Source organism: Flavitalea flava (assembly GCF_054461575.1).
In genome coordinates this window covers 230,461-251,274 of the sequence record NZ_JBTLQH010000003.1, presented here as the reverse complement: position 1 = coordinate 251,274, position 20,814 = coordinate 230,461, and the positions used below count along the sequence as shown (strand labels likewise).

Below are 20,814 nucleotides of genomic sequence, written 5' to 3'. Positions count from 1 at the left end.
ACTCTGTTTTGTACATAAATTACGGTAGTATTTTCCGGAATTTAACGGTACTAAAGGGAAGTTTCTTACTTTTACCATTGCAGTTATTTACCATGATCTCACAGCAAAATATACAACAGATCTTAAGCCGGATAGATATTATCGAGATCGTCGGAGGGTTTGTCAGGCTTAAAAGAAGGGGAGTGAATTATCTCGGCCTCTGCCCGTTTCATAATGAGAAGTCGCCGTCTTTTACTGTATCCCCCGTCAAGGAGATCTATAAATGTTTCGGCTGCGGACGCAGCGGGAATACGATCAGTTTCCTGATGGAACACGAGAAGTATACGTACGGCGAAGCCCTGCGGTGGCTGGCAGCCAAATACAACGTCGAAATAGAGGAAAAGGAATTAAGCCCCGAAATCCGGCAGCAACAGCAGGTGGCCGAAAGTCTGTTTATCATCAATGGTTTTGGCCAGAAATATTTTAGCGATATTCTCCTGAATTCGGAAGAAGGTCAGGATATCGGTCTTAGTTATCTTAAAGAACGGGGATTCGGAGAGGAGATCATCCGGAAATTTCAGCTGGGTTATTGTACGGAACAAAGGGACGCATTTGCCAAAACCGCACTGGCCGCCCAATATAACCTGGAGTACCTGCAAAAAAGCGGCCTGGTGGTCGTGCGCGATGATCGTCCCGTAGATAATTACCGGGGCCGTATCATATTTCCCGTGCATAATCAGACCGGAAAGACGATCGGTTTCGGGGCCCGCATCATCAAAAGCAATGACCGGGCTCCCAAATACATAAATACCCCCGAAAACGAGATTTACGTAAAGAGTAAGATTCTCTACGGTTCTTATATGGCCAGACAGGCCATCGATAAACAGGACGAATGTCTGCTGGTGGAAGGGTATACCGATGTGGTATCGCTCCATCAGGCGGGTATCGAGAACGTGGTGGCCAGCGGGGGCACTTCACTCACCATCGATCAGCTGCGCCTTATCAAGAAGTACACCAATCACCTTACGATCATTTATGATGGGGACGGAGCCGGAGTTAAAGCCGCACTCAGAGGGCTGGACATGGCCCTGGAAGAAAGCCTGGACGTAAAGCTGGTGCTGATCCCCGATAAAGAGGATCCGGATAGTTATGTACGAAAACTGGGAGCCGCTGCCTTCCGCGATTTTATCTCCGCAAATAAAAAAGACTTTATCCTCTTTCAACTGGAAGTAGCGTTGAAAGATGCTGCAGGAGATACGTCCAAAAAAGCGGAAGTGGTCAATCAGGTGGCCGAAACGATCGCCAAGATCAACAAAACGGAAGATTTTACCAAACAACAGGATTATATCCGGCAATGTTCCGAATTGCTGCGGATCGAAGAAACCGGTCTGCATGCCCTGGTCAATAAGTTTATCCGGGACCGTATCTCCAAACAGGAAAACAAGGCAGCTGCCGCGGGCAATGCGGGTAATGGTGCCGGACCGGGGTTTCCTTCGAACAATTTTTACGACCAGGGAGATCCGGCCCATTCAATGCCTCCACCGGCGGAAGATGAATCGATCAACCTGCTGTTCAAACATGAACAGAATGAAAGGGGGATGATCCGTAATCTGCTGGATTACGGCTTGCGGTCCTGGGATGAAAATACCACCGTGGCTGATTATATTTTCACGGAATCTTCCGATTTCTATGACCTGATCGACAATAAACGCCTGGTCAAAATCCTCGACACGTACAAAGGCATGTATGAAGAAGGATCGGAGCCCACGACCAAGGTATTTTTATATCATGAGGACCAGGAGCTAAGCACGCTCGCTGTTTCTATCATGGATTTCCATATCGAGATCAGCCATAACTGGAAGCATCATTTCGATGGAAAAATTATGACCCGGGATGATCTTTATAAGGAAGATGTGTTGTCTACCATGGGTTATCTGAAACTCCGCAAAATAAAACGTATGATGGAAATGAATCAGAAAGACCTGGAAAGCCCCCATACAACAGAAGAACAGATGGTACTGATCCAGACGCATATGCATCTGAAAGATCTCGAAAGACAGATCCTGCACGGTCTGGGTACGGTTATTATAAAATAGTCTGTGATATTCAGGCTTGTGCGAAAAGCGCCATAACGCCGTGGGCCTGGAGCAAATGCCGTTCGTTATGCGCGATCAGGCAGCGGAGATTATCCCCCAGCTGCAAACGCACCAGTCTTGAAAAAGAAAAGGGGATCTTTATACGCTCCAGGTTCTTGGTAGAGACATGACGCACAATATCGTCGATGGCATCACATTGCTGAAGAAACCGCTGAAGAACATCGCTACCGTCCGGTACGGTCTCGCCTGCCCGGTATGATTTGAGCGTTCTCATCTTAAAAACGCTTCCATCCGGCCTCGGCATGATCTTCCCATACACCCATTCACCAAGCCATCCGCTATTGTATTTGTCGGCCCTGACCTGCATATCAGGAGCCCTGGTAATGCGGGAAAGGATACTCCGGATATAAAGGCTATGGGTGATATTCAGGTGTTCGAATATTTCTGCAATACTCCATCGGCCGGAATCCGGTTTGAAATTCAATTGATCATCCGTAAGGCGAAGAAAGGGTTGTGTCCGGGCTTTGATGAGCTCTATCCTATCCAATAACTCCGTTATAAAACTTTGCCTGCTAAAAACTGCCATGCTGGTTGCTTAAAAGCATATCGTTGGTGAGAAAAAGGGGTGAAAAGGGTAAGAGTCCTTGGTATTATTCAGCCTGTCTGTTGTGTCTTTGTAATGAGTCGAAGGGAAGGACAAATCAAAGATAAGGGATGCGTTTTTTTCAGGATAATATCAGGCAAAAATACCCAAACACCTGAACGTGTAAATACGGAAGGTACAGGAAGGGTAAAGAGAAAAAAGGTTAAGGGATGCCGGTAGTGGAAACCAGGAAATTTCCTGGTATGATCAGGGTAAGATAAAATTAAAGGACTGATTTATTTGGCAGCGGGATTACGCTTGCCGGCTATTAGTTTACCGATAGCCGACTCCAGACGTCTTGATCGGGTATCATCCTTTTTTGCGCTCGTGATCCAGACAACATATTCCTTTTTGTCGGTAAAGGATAATTCTTCAAAGAAATGGGAGGCCACCTGGCTGCGGCCCAGCTCCTTCATAAAGTCGGCAGGTGGCTCGATCATCCGGGTGGCAAGGTCAATGCCGGCCTTCTCGAGGACCGCCTCTTTAACCGCGGCCCGGGCAATAGAAGCGATGCTGTCTGTCTTTTTAAACCGCAAGGCCGTCCAAACATGGTCCAGCGCCACCTGGCGCACCGTCTCATATCCGGAACCGGTTATACATTCCCAGCTGCAATCCCGGTGAAGGGTGGTTGCGATCTTGGAAGCAGCCTTGGGATAGGCTACCCAAAATTTGGCATTTTCCGCCAAGGCGGGCAATACCTCATGAACGATCCTGGCCAATTGATCCTCGTTAAATACAAACACCAAGGCAAAATCTATTTTCTTGGTCTTTAACAAGGGCGTAAGGCTCTTGGCAAATGCCAGTTTGGCAAATTGCTTTTCAATGGAAGAGGGTAATCCCTGAATTAACAGGTTCTTTTCCTCATTCAATTGCAGCTTTTCGGGAACAGTTTGCAACATCTCCTGGTTTTTTGGTTTTCAATAATTGAGAATAGGTAACCGGCGAATTGCGGGACTGCAAATTTAGAACATTATTCCTTATCGCTATTGGTTATTTGTTTGCGCAGCCTCCGCCGGTCCCGGTATTTGAGGATCGGCACTTTGTTCTCACTACCCCGTAACAGGCGGGTAATGTTCTTTTGGTGGGTAAGAACGACCATGAGGGCAACGGCAATGGCAAAACCCCGGTAAAGGGTCTCTTTAGCATCAAAGATATACAGGATAAATACAGCAAAGGCCACACTGGCCAGTATAGAGCTTAGGGAAACGAACCGCGTAAGATATAATACCAACAAAAATACCCCCACACAGCAAACAGCGGCTAAAGGCTGAATGGCAATGATCATTCCAAATAAGGTCGCTACCCCTTTACCCCCTCTGAATTCAGCCCAGATCGGGAAAATATGCCCTAAAACCGCAGCAAGACCCAGCCCCACCATAAAATTCGTTCTTTCGGTCTCTTCGTGCAGATAATAAGGCAAAAGAATATAAAGCCCGGTAGCAAGAATACCCTTGATAACATCAGCTGCCATTACAAAGGTACCCCATCTGGAACCCAGCACCCTGAACGTATTGGTAGCTCCGGCATTACCACTCCCGTATTCCCGGATGTCTATTCCAAAAAAGGATCTGCTGACCCAAATAGCCGTTGGAATAGAACCGATCAGGTATGCTGATAGAATTAGGAGAACCTCCTTCATCGAATAGTTGAGTTAAAGTTGGATAACAAATATACTTAAAAAAAGCCTCCCGTATCCATGCCTGTTCTTTACTTCTTTTATCCTTTTTTATCGATTTTTTGCCTTTTTTCCGCTAAAACATCCCCTTTCCCTTTGGGTTTGGCCGATTTTCTTTTTGCCTTATTCTTTTTTTGGCTGACAACCTCCTTATTCCCTTATCTATTATTTTCTTTCCAGCCGCAGACAGATCCAATTACCTCTATCCACCCGGCCAACAAGGGAAAACCCATTTCTAACAGCTTCATTTTCAATATCCTGCGCGTCATCATGTAACAAACCGCTCAATAATATAACGCCGCCAGGGGTCAATTGTTGTCCGATCGCCTGCAGCTCCTGTAATATAACATTCTTGTTAATATTGGCCAGTATTATATCGAAGCCTGTCCCGGAAGGTATTTTATCCAGTTTTTTTACGGATATGCGGAAACAATTATTTTCGGTCACATTCTCCCCCGCATTTTCGATACACCAGTCATCGTGATCAAGCGCCAGCACTTCGGATGCCCCAAGTTTCTCAGCGAGAATGGCCAGCACGCCTGTCCCGGTCCCGAAATCCAACACGCGACGGCCGGTGAAGTCCAGGGTGCCCATGGCTTCCAGCATCATATAGGTAGTCGCATGATGTCCCGTACCAAAACTCATTTTGGGGGTAATCAGCAGATCGTGTTTCACCCCGGTTACCGGTGCATGAAAAGAGGCCCGGACCGCACAAAATGTTCCTACCACCACGGGTTCAAAATTCTTTTCCCATTCCTCGTTCCAGTTCTTTTCTTCGATACGGGTTTGCGAGTAGCTCAGTTGGTAGGCTTCCAACAGGGACTTCAGTTCTTCCTCATCGAATTTTCCCTCCGGGATAAAGGCCTGCAGCCCCGTCTCCTGTTCTTCAAATCCCTCATACCCATTATCCCCCATGCGGGCAATGAGGATCTCGCGTATAGTCGTGTCCGTGACAGGTACCGATACTTGAATGTAGATCATGATATACTATTAGCTATTTGGTAAGCAGGGTTGATTTTGCAAAAAATCATTCCCCATAAAACGCAAAGAAGGTCTGTAGTGGGAACTACAGACCTTCTTTGTTATTTTTTGTTCTTATTGTTGTTGAGGATCGGGCCTGCCTTCCGGCTTCGGCATCAGCACTTTCCGGCTAAGTTTGAATTTGCCGGTCTTTTGGTCAAGACCGATCAGTTTCACTTTCACCATATCACCTTCGCTGAGTACGCCTTCCATCGTTTCCAGACGTTTGTGGGACACTTCGCTGATATGCAGCAAACCCTGTTTCCCCGGCAGGAATTCGACAAAGGCGCCATAAGGCATCACCGATTTCACTTTGGCTTCGTAGACGGAACCTACTTCAGGCATGGCCACGATACCCTTGATCCAGGCAACGGCTTTGTCCAGACCTTCCTTAGCGGGGCTAAAGATGCTGACCTCACCAAAATTGCCGACTTCTTCCAGATTGATAGTCGTTCCGGTCTCTCTCTGGATCTCCTGTATGATCTTCCCTTGCGGTCCGATCACGGCTCCTATAAATTCCTTATCGATAAACAGTTTCTCCATTCTCGGAGCATGCGGTTTAACCTCGGGACGGGCAGCCGGCATACATTCGTACATGGCATCCAGTATATGGAGACGGCCTTTACGGGCCTGTTCCAACGCTGCACGCATCGTATCCATGCTCAGGCCATCGACCTTGATATCCATTTGCACACCGCAGATCCCCTCGCGGGTTCCGGTGACCTTGAAGTCCATATCGCCCAGGTGATCTTCATCGCCCAGAATATCGGTCAGGATCGCATTTTTTCCATCGGTGCCGCGGGTAATGAGGCCCATTGCCACGCCACTTACGTGTTTCGGGAAAGGCACTCCTGCATCCATCAGCGCCAGGCTTCCGGCACAGACCGTGGCCATGGAAGAGGATCCGTTCGATTCCAGGATATCGCTTACCACACGTACAGTATAAGGATATTCGCTCCCCGGCATCATTTGTTTCAGGGACCGCATGGCCAGGTTACCATGACCGACTTCGCGACGGCTTTGGCCGCGCATCATTTTCACCTCACCGGTACTGAAGGGAGGGAAATTATAGTGTAAAAAGAATTTCGAATCGACGGATTTCGCAGCACTTTCGACCAGCACTTCATCCAGGGGCGTTCCCAGGGTTACGGTGGTCAGTGATTGGGTCTCACCACGGGTGAACAGGGCAGAACCATGCGGTGTAGGCAAGGGATCGATTTCCATGGCCAGGGGACGGACCTGATCCAGTGAACGGCCGTCCAAACGGATACGGTCATCCAGCATCATGTTACGCACCACTTCCCATTTCAGGTCTTCGTAATACTTTTTGACTAATTTCTTATCGATATCGGTCAACTCTTCGCCGAAGCTGGCGATCAGTTCTTCCTTGATCTTATCATATCCATCGCTGCGGTCGTGTTTAGCGCTTCCTGCCTTGGACACCTGATAAACGCGGTCGGTAGCAAAGGCATTCACCTTCTGTTGAATCTCTTCGTTCTGCAAAGGTTTTTTGTAATCCCTTTTTCCGGTCACACCTACTTTCGCACGCAGTTCTTCCTGGGCCTTGATATGGATGCGGATAGCATCGTGTGCCAGTTCCAGGGCTTTTACCAGGTCTTCTTCAGTGCATTCTCCGGCCTGACCTTCCACCATCATCAGGTTCTTGTCGGTGGCAGCTATGATAAATTCCATATCCGCTTTTTCCAGTTCGGTACGGCTGGGGTTGACGATCATTTTGCCGTCGACCCTGCCTATCCTGACTTCGCTGATAATTTCTTTTATGGGAATATCCGATACCGCCAGGGCTGCAGAAGCAGCCAGGCAGGCAAGGGCATCCGGCATCACTTCATAATCGCTGGAAACCAGGCTGAGCAAAACCTGTACTTCGCAAAGATAATCTTCAGGGAATAAAGGACGCAGGGCCCGGTCGATCAGGCGGCTGGTCAGTATTTCATAATCATTCAAACGGGCTTCCCGTTTGAAAAAAGAGCCGGGGATACGACCGGCAGAAGCGAATTTTTCCTGGTAGTCTACAGACAAGGGGAAAAAGTCCTGTCCTTCTTTGGGATCCTTATTGGCTACTACAGTGGCAAGGATGATACAATTGCCCTGACGTACGGTAACTGCGCCATCTGCCTGGCGTGCGAGTTTACCGGTTTCAATGGTGACCATCCGGCCCCCACCTATGTCAAACGTTACACTAATCGGTTGTGAAAGCATAGAGCTGTTCGTCTTTATGAATTACGGCTTCCTGTTTTTTTCTTGGGCAGGAAGGATAGCGAAATCGTAATTCTATGTTAAAAATATGGTATATGACGGCAAAAACCTTCACGCATAAAAAAACTATTCCCAACCGTGTGTTCAGTTGGGAATAGTCTTCGTATACCGAACTGGGCTTCGCCCAGTTCGCAAATCCGTCAGCGAAGCAAGGATTTGCCGAACATTATGCGAATGCGAAAAAAAATTACATTTTGAAGAGATTTTTTTTCGCATTCCTTATGATTTATTTTCTAAGTCCGAGTTTTTCGATCAGTTGGCGGTAACCCTGGAGGTTGTGTTTGCTCAGGTAGGTCAGCAAACGTTTTCTTTTACCTACCATTTTCATCAGGCCGCGATGAGTGGAGAAATCTTTTTTATTGGCTTGCAGGTGTTCAGAAATACGGTTGATCCGCTCTGTCAGCAAAGCAATCTGTCCCTCTATGGAACCGGTATTGGTGGCTTTTCCACCAAAATCTGTAAAGAAACTCGCTTTCTTCTCTTTTGTCAAATAAGGCATCTCAAATTTTTTATGTGCGCCGGGTATGGTTTTCCCGAAAAATAACCCATCCCCGGTGCACGGCTAATGATGGGCTTTCGGCCAGCGGACAGATTGTCCGCTAAAACATCCAAATAACTATTCTGCTAGCTTAAAAAGGCTCCGCCTCTTTACCTGCTAAGACATAAATTAGACGGGAAACGAAAGTCATTATATTCCTAACAATGACTAATTGTTTCATTTAGGCGGCAAAGGTATGGTAATTATTTAAATTTTTAAAAGTTTAGACCCAAAATAGGACTAAAAATTAGGATTATTTTCGCTGAATTTGTTAATATTGGGCAAAACCCGGTAGCAGGAATAACCTTTAGACGCTATTTTGCCTGAAAAACAGCCGTTGCAGACAGCCGTTAACCAATCAAATCCGACGCCTTGCAGGCAAGTTTTTAAAATAAGAGATACATGAAGATGGTGCATATTGTCGGCAACCGGCCACAATTCATTAAGTTGTCATTATTGGTTCAGGCCCTCGGGAAGCAAAACGCCGAACGGCCAATCATTATTCATACCGGCCAGCATTTCAGCGATAATATGTCCACGATCTTTTTTAAGGAGTTCGGGATACCCCCACCCGACCATTTCCTAAATATCCATTCCCTCCCCCACAATGAATTGATCGGAAGAATGCTGATCGGGCTCGATCAGGTGCTTGGCGCCGAAAAACCGGACCGGGTCATTGTTTACGGCGATACCAATTCGACCCTGGCGGGCGCCCTGACCGCAAAAAAAAAGAATATACCCCTTGCCCATATCGAATCCGGCATCCGGACGGGTAACGAACGGATGCCAGAGGAATCCAACCGTTATCTGACCGACCGGATGGCCGATCTTAATTTTACCTGCACCTATCTGGGTTTGGAAAACCTGGAGAAAGAAGGTTATGGAGCCGCCGCCAGGCCGGGCGGAATTTTTAATACCGGGGACCTGATGCTGGACGCGGCCATGCAATTCCGGGACCGGGCAAAAGAACAATCCTCCCTGTTGGAGGATTTGTCGCTGACCGGAAACCCATTTGTGCTGGCAACCATCCATCGCGCTGAAAATGCGGAAGATCCTCAAGTGCTGAGGGAAATTCTGAACGCCCTTCATCGAATACACCGGGATATACCGGTTGTTTTTCCGGTACACCCGAAGACAAAACAATTAATTGACAGCTATGATCTGGATACACATTTTATCTGCACACCTCCCCTGGGTTATCTCGATATGCTGGCACTGGTGCAGGCTTGTCAATATGTGATAACCGATAGCGGCGGGCTTTCGCGGGAAGCCTTTTTCTTTCACAAACCCTCGCTGGTCGTCATGGATTATCCCTTCTGGCCGGAGATCTTTTTAAACGGGCCTTCTCTGCCGGCCAAGGCCCGGTCCGGAGATATCCTGGAGAAAATGCAGCAGCTACGTAAGGATACTAATATACCGTTCAAAACCGCTATTTTCGGCGACGGTAAAGCAGCAGAAAAGATCAGTGCTATCCTGCTCGCCACTACTGATACTACTGATACTACTGATTCCAGGAGGACTCCTTCAAATGCAAAAAATGCCTAAACGGATCGTTGTAGCCGTCATTTCGGACCTGGTCACTGACCAGCGGGTGCATAAGGTATGTTCTACCCTGCAGGAAAGCGGGTTTAGGGTATCGCTTCTTGGAGCGCGACGAAAAAAAAGCCTGCCGCTTAATCCCAGGATTTATTCCGCCCGGCGAATCCCCATGCTATTCCAGAAAAAGGTTTTTTTCTATGCCGAATTTAATCTGCGTCTTTTTTTCCGCCTCCTTTTTACCAAGGTCGATTTTTTGCTGGGCAATGATCTGGATGTTATGCCTGCTGTCTGGCTCGCGGGGCTGCTGCGTCGCAAACCGGTGGTTTACGATACGCATGAATATTACCTGGGCATGCCGGAGTTAAAGGGAAGGCCGCGGATCTGGAAAGTCTGGCAGCTTATAGAGGCTTTTATTTTTCCCCGGTTGAAATATATCTATACCATTTGTGATTCGTTCTGCGAATTATACCGGAAGGATTATGGAAAAGAACTAAAAGCTGTCCGCAATGTACCCTACCTGTCGCAGGCGGCGCCTGCCTTTTCGCCGGGAGAACAAATAGATGGATTGCCCCCGGAAATTGCCCATCGTCTGCCGGGGAAGGATAAATTTTTCCTGCTCTTCCAGGGAGCCGGGATCAACCCGGAAAGAGGGGTGGAGGAATTGGTGCTTTCGATGCCTTTCCTGGAACCGGAAAAATTTCATTTGGTGATCATCGGTGGCGGTGATATTTTTCATCAGATTGAAGAAATGATCATCGAACATAATCTGTCAGACAGGATCACCATTTTACCCAAAGTCCCTTTTGAAGTATTAAGGGCTGTAACCCGCCGGGCGGATCTGGGTCTTTCGCTCGACAAACCTACCAATATTAATCATATATACGGATTGCCTAATAAGATCTTTGATTACCTGCATAGCGGAGTTCCCGTACTGGTCAGCCGCCTCGTCGAACTGGAGAAGATTGTCAATAAATATGAGGTGGGTGCGTTTATAGAAGGCCATGAACCTTCCCATATCGCATCCAGGATCAGGGAAATTTATGAAGATCCGGCCCGCAGGCAAACCTGGATCACCCATACTGAAAAAGTCCGCCAGGAGCTGAATTGGGAAAAAGAAGGACAGATAGTGGCTGAAATTTTTAAACAAGTTGAAAAAGATAATGTTTAGCTATACCGTGGAGGACAAACATTTACATATCGTGTGCCTGGACACTCCTTATCCGGTTGATTATGGCGGGGTCTTCGATCTTTTTCATAAGCTCGTGGCCCTGCATAAGGCAGGAATAAAAATCCATTTGCATTGTTTTGAATATGGCAGAGGGGAACAGACCGAGTTAAACAAATTCTGCACCAGCGTAACGTATTACCCCCGGTCTAAAGGGCATAAGGGGTTTTCACATAAACTTCCCTATATCGTCTGCTCCCGGTCAAGCAGCGAATTACTGGAGAACTTACTGAAAGACGACCATCCGATCCTCCTGGAAGGAGTGCATTGTACCTATCTGCTGAATGACGGCCGCTTTCAGGAAAGAAAGATAGTCCTCCGGCTGCATAATGTGGAGTATCAGTACTATCGCCAGTTATATCATTGCGAAAGGTCTCCGTTAAAGAAGTTGTATTATTTACATGAGAGCAAGTTGTTGTATCAATACGAAAAAAAGATAGCCGGCAACCTGCTGATACTCACGGTATCGGACAAGGACAGCGAACAATACCGCCATGAGTTTGGAGCCAGTCAGGTATTTACCCTGCCCGTTTTCCTTCCCTTTGAAGAGGTCTGCAGCAAGGAAGGTACCGGATGTTTTTGCCTGTACCAGGGCAATTTGTCGGTTGCCGAAAATGAAGAAGTGGCTGTATGGCTGTTGAAAAAAGTTTTTCCGTCGCTTCAGGTTCCCCTGATCATTGCCGGGAAAAACCCCTCGCAGCGGCTAACGCGTTTGGTCGCCCAAAGCCCTCAGGCCTGTCTGATCCCCAATCCTTCGGGAGAGGAATTACAGGATCTTATCGCCAAAGCACAAATAAATATCCTTCCGTCTTTTAATTGTACCGGTGTAAAATTAAAATTACTAAATGCTTTATTTAATGGCAGACATTGCGTCGTCAATGAATCTGCCGTAAAAGACACAGGTCTGGAAACGCTTTGCCATACCGGGAACGATGCGGAGGCTATCCGGGATCTGATTGAAAAACTGTATACCGAACCTTTCACCGCCTCAAAAATAGCCGCGAGAAAAGAAGTATTATCAGGACGTTACAATAGTGAGGAAAATTCCAAACGTCTCATCGAATGGATCTGGTAGACTAATCCATGGAAATCGACGCATTGTCGATGACCTTTCCCCTTTCCGTTCTTAACATCCGGGCTGGAAATTTATTGATCACAATATAGTCGTGGGTAGCCATCAGGATGGTCGTACCGTAGTCCCTGGCAATCTGGAATAACAACTGCATGATCTCATCGGAGGTTTCCGGATCGAGGTTACCGGTAGGCTCATCGGCCAGGATTAATTTGGGAGAATTGAGCAGGGCCCTGGCAATGTCCACCCGCTGTTGCTCGCCACCGCTCATCTCAAACGGCATTTTGAACCCTTTGGATTTAAGGCCTACTTTATCGAGAACATCGGAGATTTTTTCATCCATTAACCGGGTATCCTTCCAACCGGTAGCCTGCAACACGAATCTGAGGTTCTCATTTACTGTCCGGTCCGTCAATAGTTGAAAATCCTGGAATACCACTCCCAGGGTCCGGCGCAGATAAGGGACTTTTTTCCAGTCCATTTCCCGCAGATTAAATCCGGCTACCTGCCCCTCCCCTTCTCTCAGGAAAAGATCACCATATAAGGTCTTGAGCAGACTGGATTTACCAGCGCCCGTCTTGCCTACCAGGTATACAAATTCGCCCTTGTTTACCTTTATATTCACGTCCTGCAGGATCAGATTATCTCCCTGGTAAATATTCGCCTGCCTTAATTCAACAATGATCTCAGCCATAGAAAAGGATTAGTCGGGGCAAAAATAAGGAAAAAAATTACTGTTGCGGTTCTTTTGAAAGGATACGGGTCTCCGGATCCTTCAATTCGGAAGCGCGCGCATCGGTTTCCACTTCCGCTTTCAGCATCAGCCTCAGGGTAGAATCGTTGGCAAAATAACTCATCATCCAGTTCAGAAAAATAAAGAGCCGGTTCTTAACGCTAAGGATAAGCATCAGGTGGACGAACATCCAGGTGAACCACGCAAACAGCCCCTGAAAACTGAAACCCGGGAGATCCACCACCGCCTTCCGTTTACCGACGGTTGCCATCGTACCCTTATTCTTATATTCGAATTCGGACCGGGGTTCGCCTTTGGAGATATTCCTGAAATTTTTGGCCAGGGATTCGGCCTGTACCAGGGCGACATTGGCTAATTGCGGGTGTCCGTTAGGGTATTTGGGGGTTGGCATGCAGGCAATATCGCCCAGGGCATATACTTCATTCAAACCTTCGGCTTCCCCGTAGCGATTGACTTTTATCCGGTTTCCCCGAACCAGGCTGGATGCCGGGATTCCTTCCAGGATGTTCCCTGTCACTCCTGCCGCCCATATTACATTTTTGGCCGTAATGGTCTGTCCTCCTTTTAGTTTGACGGTGTTCCCATCATAATCTTCCACCACGGTACCCGTCAGGACCTTTACGCCCAGTTCTTCCAGGTATTGCTGGGATTTGATCTTGGCAGCTTCGCTCATGACGTTAAGGGTATGAGGGGAGCCTTCCAGCAGATAGATGGTCAGCCGGGAAAAGTCAGTCCCGGGATAATCTTTTGGCAGTATATTCTTTTTCATTTCCGCCATAGCCCCCGCCAGTTCCACCCCGGTGGGTCCTCCCCCAACGATGACAAAGTTCAACAGGGATTGCCGCTCGGCATCCCCCGCATCGATGGTATTCTCGAAAGTCTGCAGGATCCGGTTGCGCAGGGTCATTGCCTGCGGAACGGATTTCATGGGAAAGCTGTAGGATTGAATTTTGGTATTACCAAAATAATTGGTCGTACATCCGAGCGCTATGACCAGGTGGTCATAGGTCAGTTCCCCGATGGACGTATAGATAATTTTACGATCTGTATCCACCTTTTCGATTTCGGCAATACGGATATTTACATTTTTGGAGTGTTGAAAGACTTTCCGTAAGGGGAAAGATATGCTGGAGGGTTCCAGACGTGCAGTGGCCACCTGGTACATCAGGGGCTGGAACTGATGATAATTGTGTTTGTCGATCAGGTAAACTTCGTAATCGGAGCCGTTCAGTTTCCTGGCCAGTTTGAGCCCTCCGAAACCTGCGCCTAAAATTATGATCCGCTGTTTTTGGGTATCTGTTGCCTTCATAGTGATTGTCTTTATTGGCGATACAAAGGTAAGGCAAAAAGGGTTGCGGATCAGGACGTCCAAACGCACTGACCATCGATATAGGTCGCATGGATACAGATACCTGACAATTCCTCGGCAGGGGTGATCAGCGGATCACGGTCGGCAATAATAAAATCCGCAGGTTTACCTGCTTCCAATGTTCCGCCCTGCGTCAAACCACTGATCCTTGCTGCTGAAACCGTATAGGCTTTCAGAGCCTGGCTGATACTGATGCTTTCTTCCGGGGCGATTTGATTTCCTTCCTGATCACGGCGTGTGATCGCCGGTTTCATTCCTGAAAAAGGATTTATATCTTTTACTACCGGTCCATCCGAAGAAAGGGCAGTAAGGATGCCCTGATCCAGCACCGACCGCACCGGGAAACAATGCCGGAGATATTCCTGATCCAGGTATTTCATGTAGTTCTTTCCTAATTCGGTCAGAAAGATGGTTTGCATGGAAGTGGCAATTTTTAAGGCCGCCATTTCCTGCAGATGTGTCTTTTCGGGAAGCCCCAGATGTTCTATTCTTCTAATTATTTCCGGAAAGGACTGGTGTAATTGCCGGTAAACCCCGATGACAAATTCGATCGCGGCATCTCCGATGGCATGCGTGGCAACACCCAGCCCTTTTTCATGGGCTGACCGGCAAAGCGAAAGATATTGGTCGCGTGCAAGACGGAGTACGCCCCGCTCGTCAGTGCCTTTATAGGCTCTTTTTAAAGCAGCCGTTTTCCCGCTTAATCCTCCGTCGCTAAAAAACTTGACGGTGTTCACCGTCATGAATGCAGAACTGAAATAGTCCGGAACCGGATAAGGGCTGTCACCCCCATCCGGTAAAAGGATAGGTATGGCCTGCAAACGGAAACCCAATTCCCCGGCCTGCTGCATGTCAAAATAGGTTTCCAGGAGAAGAGGATCCACCGCCGGATCGGTAGCGGAGGTTATCCCATACCGGTATAGTTCCTGACGCGCGGCGCGCACCATGGTTTTCAACTGTTCCTTGTCATAAGGAGGAATATGCCCGGCGATAAGACCCAGGGCCGTTTCCGAGAACAGGCCATTTGGGCGGCCGTTCTCATCTTTATAAATCACTCCCCCAGCAGGAGCAACGGTTGATGCGGTTATGCCGCAAAGTTCAAGCGCCCTGGTGTTCCCTACGGCAATATGCGCACAGGTTCGGATCACATAAACGGGTTTGTTTTTTATTACTTTATCCAGGTCCACCCGGGTGGGCATCCTCCCTTCTTTCCAACCCGCTTCATTAAAACCCCTTGCCGTTATCCAGGGTATTTCCGGGTATTGCCGGTGATATTGTTCCAGAAAGGACAGCATTTCCTCCAGGCTGGAAGCATTACGGACATCCAGCATATAGGTTTTAAGATTGCCTACTTTCCACAAGTGGATATGGGTGTCCTGCAAACCCGGCAGAAGGGTTTGCCCGCGAAGATCCATCCATTCGGTATGAGGCCCAGCGAGGGCCTGCAGATCTTCCAGCCGTCCAACGGCTTCGATTGTGTTCCCGTTTATCGCCATCGCTTCTGCCCTCCCACGGTCGAAGCCGTCATGGAAGGAAAGGATGTTGCCGTTATGGAAAAGCTGTGTGGCCACGATTATTATTTTTACGGTTTGCGTTAACGGTTATCAAAAGAGAATGGTATGACAATACCGGTGCGAAATTCTTTACGCGGGGCTGGCCCGGGCAATCGCGGCTTCCAATACACCCAACCCTTCCGTTAATTGTTCATCGGTAATGACCAGGGGAGGCAGCAAACGTATGCAATTACTGTACAACCCTGCCCGGATCAGGATCAGACCATGGGCTACTGCATCCCGGATGATTTTCAGCGTAATATCCGCATCCGGATCCCGGCTATCGCGGTCTTTTACGAATTCAACCAGCCGCATGGCGCCCAATCCACGGACATCGCCGATCGCCGGGTATTTTTCCTTCCATTTTTCCAGGGTTGTCCTGATAATTTCCCCTACAACTTCCGAACGTTGCAGGAAAGCGGGAGAGCTGAGGATCTTCAGCGCCTGGACTGCTGCCGCACAAGCCAGCGGACTTCCCCCATAGGTGCCGCCGATCCCACCCAAATGTGGCGCATCCATGATCTCCGCTTTTCCGGTGACGGCACTGATCGGCATGCCCGCACCAATCGATTTGGCGCTGACGATCATGTCGGGAATAACGCCGCAATGTTCAACGGCGAAAAGTTTTCCCGTACGTGACGCTCCGCATTGTATTTCATCGGCAATAAATACGATGCCATGCCGGTCACATATTTCCCGCAATTTATGGAGATAGGCTGCCGGGATCGGAAGAAATCCTCCTTCGCCCTGTACCGGTTCAATGATGATGGCAGCCAACGATTCCGGGTCTACCTGAGCGATGAGTGCCTGCTCCAATTGCACGATACAGGATTTTATGTATTGTTCTTCCGTCAACCCTTCCGTTTGGCGATACATGTTCGGAGCTGGTATCCGGTAGATGTCCGATACATAGGATCCAAAGCCTTTTTTGAAGAGACTGTATTTACTGGTCAGGCTAAGGGTCAGCAGTGTCCTGCCATGGTAGGCCCCTTCAAAACAAAGTACCGCATTACGTTTGGTATAGTATTTTGCGATATTCACCGCATTCTCCACCGCCTCCGACCCCGAGTTGGCCAGCAGTGTTTTTTTTGGGAAGGTTCCGGGCGTCAGGCTGTTCAGCAATTCCGCCAGTTCCAGATAGGGCTCTTGTGTGGTGACCAGGGAACAGGTATGGATATATTTATCCAGTTGCTGCCTAATGGCTTCCACCACCTGCTCATTACGGTGTCCCACATTGATCATTCCGATCCCTCCGGCGAAATCAAGCAATTGATTGCCATCCAGGTCCCAGACCAGCGCTCCTTCTGCTTTTTCTACCGCGATATCCGTGGATTTTGCGAGTCCGTTCGGCAATGCATTTTTTCTTCTTTCCAGGGCCGCCAGGCTTTTGGGACCGGGCAGGGCCGTCTTTAATTGTATCTGTGCCATATTGTTGAAGATTTTGCGTTTTTACTATTTTTATGAATTTCGGGTTGAGGTTATTTGAGTTGAGATTATTCGGATTGTGGTTATTCGGTTTGATGTTTTTTCACCTGAGGTTTTTCGGATTAAAGGGTCAGACCTTGGTATCGATATCCAGTTTGATCAATACGCCGTAATTACCGCATAAAGGGTCATTGAGATGTTCAGGCATTAAGGCCACGGGTTTAAAACCGATCTTCAGCTGGGGCGTCAATGTGGGGTCTTTTCTTTTTTCTTCGATAAATTCCTGATAATATTGTTCGCCGCTCATTTCTTTGCTGACAGCGCCATAGCCGCTCATCATCCCGACGGTCAATTGCCCCTTTAAACCCAGGCTCCGGGCAATTTCATGCCTCGCCCGGTATAATACCCTGGCCAGGCCACGGCCGCGATAAGCGGGTAATAATCCCATATCCAGACCGTATAACCAATCACCGTCGGGGTCATGATTGCTGAGCCATCCCCCGGCAATGGTTTCTTTAAAGGTGTGATGATGATGCTCAAAATCGAAAAAGGTGCGCATCGTAGTGGTCATTCCGATGACCTGGTCCTTATCCGTAATGACAAACTGGCCTTCGGGGAATACTTCCAGGTGTCGCAGGTAATGAATGGCTTTGATCCACTCATCCTCAGCCAGTGTCGGGAATACTATTTTCTGTAATTCTTCCAATTGGGGGGCATGTTCGGGTTCGGTGTTCCTGACGATGAGTCCGTCGGAAAGAATCTGGTAATAGGCAGCATTTGAAGTTTTCATGTCTTTCATATTTTAAGCAAGGGTATATCCAAAAAGGAGATACGTTAAACATGCCAGTGAAAACGATATCGTGGCATAAGGTAATTGGGTAAGTCCGTTCTCCAAATTATTGCACTCCGTACTTTGCGCGGTCAGGACGGTAGCATCCGAATAAATACAGGCGTTGGACCCGAAGACTCCGGCACTTACCACCGCTCCGCAATTAAGCAGGACAGGAGACCCCAGATGGACAGCGAGCGGCACTACCAAAGGAATAGCCACCGCATAAAGCCCCCATGAAGACCCGGTGGTCACGGCAATTACCGACAGGGATGCAAAGACCAGTAAGGGCAATAGCTGTTTATTGACGTAGGGAGAGACGGAATGGAGCACATATTGGGTCAATCCCATTTTATCATTCACATCTTTTAATACATAACTCATCACCAGGATCGCCAGCGCATAGACCATACTGTTAAACCCGCTGAATACGGTTTCGGACAATTGCCGGAAGGTGCCCAGTTTTATGGAGATATAATATAAAAAGGTAAAGGTCACGGCTATCATGACGCCTTTAAGAGCATCGATGTTAAAGAACAGGGTAGCCGCAAGCAGGACGATTACCGGGAGTACGAAATAGATTACTTTGGGGCTTTTATGCGGATTCATGGAAGAAATGTCCAGTACGCTGTTCATGCTAAAGGTGGTACCCGTGAGCTGACCTGTTTCTGCTGCGCGAATTTCAGCCTTTTTCATTCTGCCGAACCAGGGTAAAACACCATAAATAAAAAGAGGGATAATAAGCACGGATATATATCCGTAAGCAATAAAGGGGATCATCTTCCAATAGGTGGAAAGGCCTTCTCCTTTTGGTGCGACATGGGAAGTCTCCAGCAGGTTGGCGACAAATATCGTCCAGGTGGAAATGGGAACGATGACGCACCAGGGAGCTGCCGTGGTGTTGACGATATAGGCCAGCATGGAGCGGGGGACTTTAAAAGCATCGGTGATCCTGCGCATGGATATTCCAACGGTAAGGGCACTCAGGTAATCATCTAAAAAAATGGTCAATCCAAGTACCCATGCCCCCATTAATGCCTGACTTTTCGAAGTAATCTTTTTCAGCGCCCATTCCCCGAATTTCATCGTGCCGCCGCTACGGACCATCAGACCGATCAGCGAGCCATAGAGACCGCATACGAGGATGACCCAGATGGTGCTTTCATCTTCCATCACCTTGTACAGGGAGGCAATGAACCCCGAAAAAAAATTGGTATGGCTATGCATGCCTATCATGGCGAAACCCACCAGGCAACCAATTAGCAAGGGTTCGAACGATGTCCTGGAAATGATGGCCAGAACGACCACGACCAGGGGGGGTATAAGACTTAAAGCACCGTAATCCATTCAGGTTAGTTTAGTGGTTTGATCCATGAATCAGGAAGGGAGGCCTCCGATACTTATCAGTTTTTTTACCATGTACTCATATAAACCTTCAGAGCCGCTCTCATGCCCCTGCCCGCTGTATTTCCATCCTCCGAAAGGAGCTTCGGTACCATGCGGAGCCCATTCATTGATCCCCACAATACCAAATTCCAATCTTTCCGAAGCCAGTATAGCCGTTTGCAGATTATTCGTGAACAGGTAGGCAGCAAGTCCGTATTCCGTATCATTGGCTTTGGCAAGGCCGTCCTCCAGGCCGTCGAAAATAAACAGGGGCAGGAGCGGTCCGAATATTTCATTCCTGGCCAGCACGGAAGATTGATCCAGCCCCGTTATTACAGCAGGCTGAATAAAATACCCCTTTCCCGTTCCTGCCGGCGCCACACCTCCGGTGAGGATCTCCGCCTTTTGCTCCCTGGCCCTTTCCAACAGATCGAGTACACTATCCCGTTGTTTTTTGGTGATCAGGGGGCCAACATTAACGCCTTCCTCAAAACCATTTCCCATTTTTAATTTCGAAACATGATAGGTAAGCCGTTCGGCGAACTGTTGAAAGATCGGTTTTTCCACATAAAACCGCTGTGGGGCGATACATACCTGTCCGTTATTGCGGAATCTGGCTATGGCGGCCGCCCTGGCCGTCGTTTCCACGTCCACATCTCCGAAAATGAGTACGGGCGCATTGCCGCCCAGCTCAAGGGATAATTGGGTATGGGTGCGGGAGGCCCCGTCCATCAATAGTTTGCCAACTCTTGTGCTACCGGTGAAACTGATCTTGCGCAAAACCGGATTATCGAGCATCGCTTCACCGATGGCAGCCGGATCCCCGATAACCAGATTCAGTACGCCCTTCGGTAAACCTGCTGCGATCAGGGCGTTCACCAGGTTATAGGCCGATAGTGGTGTTGTCTCGGCGGGTTTGGCTACAACCGTACAGCCGGCAGCCAGGGCGGCCGCCCAGGCCCTGGCCGGGTTATAGGCCGGAAAATTCCAGGCCGTAATCACTCCGACCACACCGATAGGCTGCCAGATGACGGAGCTTCGTTTGTCCGGCCGGTTAGCCGGTATGACCCTGCCATAGGATCGTTTGGCTTCTTCCCCGTACCATTCGAAAAGATTTGCCGCCACTGCCCATTCCCCCTTGGCCTCCGCCAGAGGTTTGCCGCTTTCGCGAACCATATCACCGGCAAATGCCTGAAGGTGTTCCCGGATATATTCCGCTGTCTTTTTGAGTATCGAAGCCCGCACGTAAGGGTTGGTCCGGGACCAGGTCTTAAAGGCATCGCCCGCAGAGGCAATAGCCGCATGAGCATCTTTTCCTCCGGCAAAAGAGATCGCGGTGATCTTTTCTTCGGTCGCCGGGTCGATGAGATCCATGGTGCCGGCGTCGATGGCATCTACCCATTCTCCGTTGATATATTGTTTGTTCATGTTGCT

17 protein-coding genes are annotated in these 20,814 nt (G+C 48.5%); 4 read left to right on the top strand and 13 right to left on the bottom strand.

Annotated elements, in window-relative coordinates; genetic code table 11:
* Window positions 1–8: 8 nt before the first annotated feature.
* Entirely contained in the window at window positions 9–2,075 is a 2,067-nt protein-coding gene (dnaG, locus tag ACX0G9_RS05620; protein ID WP_459063882.1) for a DNA primase, read from the top strand.
* Between the two features lie 10 nt (window positions 2,076–2,085).
* Here the strand turns inward: dnaG and ACX0G9_RS05615 are convergent, their stop codons facing one another.
* The 6 genes from ACX0G9_RS05615 to rpsO form a co-directional block, all read right to left on the bottom strand.
* Window positions 2,086–2,661 carry a DinB family protein gene (locus ACX0G9_RS05615; protein WP_459063881.1) on the bottom strand — a complete coding sequence of 192 codons (576 nt, stop codon included), beginning with the start codon at window positions 2,659–2,661 and terminating at the stop codon, window positions 2,086–2,088.
* 293 nt (window positions 2,662–2,954) lie between these two features.
* Window positions 2,955–3,617, bottom strand: a complete 663-nt coding sequence (locus tag ACX0G9_RS05610; RefSeq protein WP_459063880.1) for a YdeI/OmpD-associated family protein — start codon at window positions 3,615–3,617, stop codon at window positions 2,955–2,957.
* 71 nt (window positions 3,618–3,688) lie between these two features.
* Window positions 3,689–4,357 carry a glycerol-3-phosphate 1-O-acyltransferase PlsY gene (gene plsY, locus ACX0G9_RS05605; protein ID WP_459063879.1) on the bottom strand — a complete coding sequence of 223 codons (669 nt, stop codon included), beginning with the start codon at window positions 4,355–4,357 and terminating at the stop codon, window positions 3,689–3,691.
* Between the two features lie 201 nt (window positions 4,358–4,558).
* Window positions 4,559–5,374, bottom strand: coding sequence for a 50S ribosomal protein L11 methyltransferase (gene prmA / locus ACX0G9_RS05600; RefSeq protein ID WP_459063878.1), 816 nt, complete (start codon window positions 5,372–5,374; stop codon window positions 4,559–4,561).
* Window positions 5,375–5,488: 114 nt separating this feature from the next.
* A complete protein-coding gene (pnp, locus tag ACX0G9_RS05595) occupies window positions 5,489–7,633 on the bottom strand; it encodes a polyribonucleotide nucleotidyltransferase (protein WP_459063877.1) in 2,145 nt (714 codons plus the stop codon).
* Window positions 7,634–7,916: 283 nt separating this feature from the next.
* Window positions 7,917–8,189, bottom strand: coding sequence for a 30S ribosomal protein S15 (gene rpsO, locus ACX0G9_RS05590; protein ID WP_459063876.1), 273 nt, complete (start codon window positions 8,187–8,189; stop codon window positions 7,917–7,919).
* A gap of 441 nt (window positions 8,190–8,630) precedes the next feature.
* Between rpsO and wecB the strand changes: the two genes are divergently transcribed.
* The 3 genes from wecB to ACX0G9_RS05575 are packed head-to-tail and all read left to right on the top strand — an operon-like array spanning window position 8,631 to window position 12,067.
* Window positions 8,631–9,773, top strand: coding sequence for a non-hydrolyzing UDP-N-acetylglucosamine 2-epimerase (gene wecB / locus ACX0G9_RS05585; RefSeq protein ID WP_459063875.1), 1,143 nt, complete (start codon window positions 8,631–8,633; stop codon window positions 9,771–9,773).
* Window positions 9,766–10,935 (top strand): glycosyltransferase, encoded by a 1,170-nt coding sequence (locus tag ACX0G9_RS05580; RefSeq protein WP_459063874.1) that lies wholly within the window; start codon window positions 9,766–9,768, stop codon window positions 10,933–10,935. Before wecB ends, ACX0G9_RS05580 begins: the two co-directional genes overlap by 8 nt.
* Complete coding sequence (locus tag ACX0G9_RS05575) at window positions 10,928–12,067, top strand: glycosyltransferase (protein WP_459063873.1); 1,140 nt, start codon at window positions 10,928–10,930, stop codon at window positions 12,065–12,067. The genes ACX0G9_RS05580 and ACX0G9_RS05575 overlap by 8 nt, the downstream gene beginning before the upstream one ends.
* 1 nt (window position 12,068) lies before the next feature.
* Here ACX0G9_RS05575 and ACX0G9_RS05570 read toward each other — a convergent pair whose 3' ends face one another.
* From ACX0G9_RS05570 to ACX0G9_RS05540, 7 genes are all read right to left on the bottom strand, one after another.
* On the bottom strand, window positions 12,069–12,758 hold the full coding sequence (locus ACX0G9_RS05570) for a cell division ATP-binding protein FtsE (RefSeq protein WP_459063872.1): 690 nt from the start codon (window positions 12,756–12,758) through the stop codon (window positions 12,069–12,071).
* Window positions 12,759–12,795: 37 nt separating this feature from the next.
* Complete coding sequence (locus ACX0G9_RS05565; RefSeq protein ID WP_459063871.1) at window positions 12,796–14,127, bottom strand: NAD(P)/FAD-dependent oxidoreductase; 1,332 nt, start codon at window positions 14,125–14,127, stop codon at window positions 12,796–12,798.
* Window positions 14,128–14,177: 50 nt separating this feature from the next.
* Complete coding sequence (locus ACX0G9_RS05560; protein WP_459063870.1) at window positions 14,178–15,758, bottom strand: amidohydrolase; 1,581 nt, start codon at window positions 15,756–15,758, stop codon at window positions 14,178–14,180.
* Window positions 15,759–15,830: 72 nt separating this feature from the next.
* Window positions 15,831–17,168: a 4-aminobutyrate--2-oxoglutarate transaminase gene (gene gabT / locus ACX0G9_RS05555; protein WP_459063869.1), complete on the bottom strand. Its 1,338-nt coding sequence runs from the start codon at window positions 17,166–17,168 to the stop codon at window positions 15,831–15,833.
* Window positions 17,169–17,295: 127 nt separating this feature from the next.
* A complete protein-coding gene (locus tag ACX0G9_RS05550) occupies window positions 17,296–17,955 on the bottom strand; it encodes a GNAT family N-acetyltransferase (RefSeq protein ID WP_459063868.1) in 660 nt (219 codons plus the stop codon).
* A gap of 12 nt (window positions 17,956–17,967) precedes the next feature.
* Complete coding sequence (locus tag ACX0G9_RS05545; protein ID WP_459063867.1) at window positions 17,968–19,341, bottom strand: Na+/H+ antiporter NhaC family protein; 1,374 nt, start codon at window positions 19,339–19,341, stop codon at window positions 17,968–17,970.
* A gap of 30 nt (window positions 19,342–19,371) precedes the next feature.
* Window positions 19,372–20,808, bottom strand: a complete 1,437-nt coding sequence (locus ACX0G9_RS05540) for an NAD-dependent succinate-semialdehyde dehydrogenase (protein WP_459063866.1) — start codon at window positions 20,806–20,808, stop codon at window positions 19,372–19,374.
* Window positions 20,809–20,814 lie beyond the last annotated feature (6 nt).

Coding starts and splice junctions, on each gene's coding strand:
- wecB (WP_459063875.1), top strand. CDS start 8,631: ATGAAGATGGTGCATATTGTCGGCAACCGGCCACAATTCATTAAGTTG.
- gabT (WP_459063869.1), bottom strand. CDS start 17,168: ATGGCACAGATACAATTAAAGACGGCCCTGCCCGGTCCCAAAAGCCTG.
- prmA (WP_459063878.1), bottom strand. CDS start 5,374: ATGATCTACATTCAAGTATCGGTACCTGTCACGGACACGACTATACGC.
- ACX0G9_RS05570 (WP_459063872.1), bottom strand. CDS start 12,758: ATGGCTGAGATCATTGTTGAATTAAGGCAGGCGAATATTTACCAGGGA.
- ACX0G9_RS05540 (WP_459063866.1), bottom strand. CDS start 20,808: ATGAACAAACAATATATCAACGGAGAATGGGTAGATGCCATCGACGCC.
- ACX0G9_RS05610 (WP_459063880.1), bottom strand. CDS start 3,617: ATGTTGCAAACTGTTCCCGAAAAGCTGCAATTGAATGAGGAAAAGAAC.
- ACX0G9_RS05565 (WP_459063871.1), bottom strand. CDS start 14,127: ATGAAGGCAACAGATACCCAAAAACAGCGGATCATAATTTTAGGCGCA.
- pnp (WP_459063877.1), bottom strand. CDS start 7,633: ATGCTTTCACAACCGATTAGTGTAACGTTTGACATAGGTGGGGGCCGG.
- plsY (WP_459063879.1), bottom strand. CDS start 4,357: ATGAAGGAGGTTCTCCTAATTCTATCAGCATACCTGATCGGTTCTATT.
- rpsO (WP_459063876.1), bottom strand. CDS start 8,189: ATGCCTTATTTGACAAAAGAGAAGAAAGCGAGTTTCTTTACAGATTTT.
- ACX0G9_RS05580 (WP_459063874.1), top strand. CDS start 9,766: ATGCCTAAACGGATCGTTGTAGCCGTCATTTCGGACCTGGTCACTGAC.
- ACX0G9_RS05615 (WP_459063881.1), bottom strand. CDS start 2,661: ATGGCAGTTTTTAGCAGGCAAAGTTTTATAACGGAGTTATTGGATAGG.
- ACX0G9_RS05545 (WP_459063867.1), bottom strand. CDS start 19,341: ATGGATTACGGTGCTTTAAGTCTTATACCCCCCCTGGTCGTGGTCGTT.
- ACX0G9_RS05550 (WP_459063868.1), bottom strand. CDS start 17,955: ATGAAAACTTCAAATGCTGCCTATTACCAGATTCTTTCCGACGGACTC.
- ACX0G9_RS05575 (WP_459063873.1), top strand. CDS start 10,928: ATGTTTAGCTATACCGTGGAGGACAAACATTTACATATCGTGTGCCTG.